Here is a 2,258-nt window from a genome sequence, read left to right as displayed (position 1 = left end):
TAAACCTGAATATAAAGAAAATATCAAAGTTCCTTCCGGAACAGTCGTTACAATCGGCCCAGTAGAAACGCCCGAAGGCAAAAAGACTTATACAGTTACTTTCACAAACCCTTCTAATGGCGGAAGTAGTGAAGCCTCTGTACAGACTAATAATAGCCCTGCACCGACTGGCAATACTGGCGGTAGTCCTGATGGAAATCCTAACGGTAATCCTGACGGTAAGCCCGATGGAAAACCCGACGGTAAACCTGATGGAAATCCTGACGGAAATCCTGATGGAAATCCTGATGGAAAGCCTGATGATAGACCTGATGACAGACCAGACGATAAACCCGATGATAAGCCTGATGGAAAAGACGGCAAAGATGGACAGGACGGTAGGGACGGTAAAGATGGTAAGGACGCCCAAGACCTTTGCGAAAAACACCCCGAAGCTTCTGCATGTAAAGATTTAGGAGATACGGACTACAAAGATTTAGAAATACCTGAAAAAGCAATCAACCTAGAATTAAAACCGCTAGATATATTCAGCACTAACGGCACATGTCCTGCTAATCCTACATTTACTCTAGGCGTATTAGGTACATTTGAAATTCCTTATGACTATTTCTGCAATATTGCACGATTGCTTCGCCCTATATTAATTCTAGGCACGATCATAATGTGCGGATTCTTTGCTTTTAACGCAGTCAAGGAGCTTTAATCATGTGGGGCAAATTAATCACAAGCGTTTTAATGACCGTTGCAGGAAAAATTATAACCGCACTTGGCCTTTCATTTGTCAGCTATGTAGGGCTAAATGAAATTCAAGGTTTTCTGTTGTCGCACGTTCAAACGCAAATAGGCGGTATTCCATCAGATGCCATGAACTTAGCTTATATCGCAGGAATTGGCGTTTGTCTGAACTGGATTTTCGGCACATTCGCCTTTGTTGTATCGCTTAAAAGTCTTTCTAAACTGTCAGCTTCTATCAGTAAAAAATAAAAAGGGTAACGTATGCTTTATTTAATCACAGGTGTTCCCGGCTCTGGCAAAACCCTAAAAATGATTTCAGACTTGATGACACGTCAAGATTTAAAAAACCGTCCTTTATATCTTGACGGCATTCCTGAAGTAGATGAAAAAATTATTCCAAATTTGCCTATTCCAGAAGGCGAAACAATGCAGACGTGGCACAAATGGGCACCCACCGGCGCGATTCTTGTGATTGACGAATGCCAGCGAGTATTTAGGCCACGTCCAAGCGGTTCAAAAGTACCCGATTTTGTGGCAGAACTAGAAACCCACCGACATAAAGGTATTGATATTTTCTTGTTGACCCAACATCCTAGGCTGATTGACAGTAATGTCCGCGCATTGGTAGGCCATCATTGCCATATCGGCAAAACAAATCTAGGCGTTCGCCGTATGTTGGAATGGGAAAGGTGCGCAGACCCGACATCATCAAGAGATGTATCATCTGCTGTAAAAAGCGTTTATACGTTAGATAAAAAAGCCTTCGGTGTATATAAATCAGCCGAAGAACACACCAAAATCAAAACCAAGTTAAGCCGAGTTGTATATATCTTCCCTGCCGTGCTTGCCCTCTTAATTACCGCAGGTTGGTATATCTATTCAAGCTGGAACAATCGGATAGACACGATGAAGGCAGAACAGGAAAAGCCCAAAATTGAGGCGCAAGCCTCAAGCCCTGAAGCGGTGGGGGCGGTTGCTGTTCCAACAGCAAACGGCACCAACGCAGAAGGGCAATACACGTCACAAATGGCTGTTCCTGAACCGCCGAAGCCACATCTATCAGAAGATGACTACAAGCCGAGAATTGAAGATAGACCTGAAACCGCGCCAATATATGATGGCGTGAACAAATCAATAACCGCCATGCCCTGGCCTTCTGCTTGCGTAAAAAGCGATAATGGCTGTAATTGCTATACAGAACAAGGCTCTAAGATTGCGGAAATCAGCAAAAAAACCTGTTTAAGCTATATCAAAGATGGCTTGCCGTTCAATCCTTATAAAGCCAAAAAGACCGAAACAGCAGAAGTTAAAGAAACCGAACAAGAAATAGAAAGGCCACAAGTTTTATCTATGGGCGGTAAAAGTCAACAGAATTTAATGTATGACGGTTATGTCGAAAAAGGAAACGAAATAGGCGCACAAAATGGTGCTAAAACAGGTTCATGAATCCGATCAGAATTGAACCTAAACCAATAAAACAACCATTAATCAAGTCAGGGGGAGGACGTCCAGAAAGATTTGTA

The 2,258-nt window shown here is 42.8% G+C and carries 3 protein-coding genes; all 3 read left to right on the top strand.

Features of this window, described 5'->3' with window-relative positions:
* A partial coding sequence (locus HMPREF2700_RS11465) for an IgG-binding virulence factor TspB family protein (protein ID WP_283129696.1) occupies positions 1-703 on the top strand: 703 nt, incomplete at its 5' end.
* Between the two features lie 2 nt (positions 704-705).
* Positions 706-984 (top strand): DUF2523 domain-containing protein, encoded by a 279-nt coding sequence (locus HMPREF2700_RS07740; RefSeq protein WP_070591367.1) that lies wholly within the window; start codon positions 706-708, stop codon positions 982-984.
* Between the two features lie 12 nt (positions 985-996).
* The gene (locus tag HMPREF2700_RS07735) at positions 997-2,181 is read left to right on the top strand and encodes a zonular occludens toxin family protein (RefSeq protein WP_070591365.1); all 1,185 of its coding nucleotides are present in this window, start codon (positions 997-999) and stop codon (positions 2,179-2,181) included.
* The last annotated feature ends 77 nt before the right edge of the window (positions 2,182-2,258 follow it).

It is taken from the genome of Neisseria sp. HMSC068C04, assembly GCF_001810105.1.
Lineage (GTDB): Bacteria > Pseudomonadota > Gammaproteobacteria > Burkholderiales > Neisseriaceae > Neisseria > Neisseria flavescens_B.
This window is presented reverse-complemented; position numbering and strand designations above follow the sequence as displayed.

Coding starts and splice junctions, on each gene's coding strand:
- HMPREF2700_RS07735 (WP_070591365.1), top strand. CDS start 997: ATGCTTTATTTAATCACAGGTGTTCCCGGCTCTGGCAAAACCCTAAAA.
- HMPREF2700_RS07740 (WP_070591367.1), top strand. CDS start 706: ATGTGGGGCAAATTAATCACAAGCGTTTTAATGACCGTTGCAGGAAAA.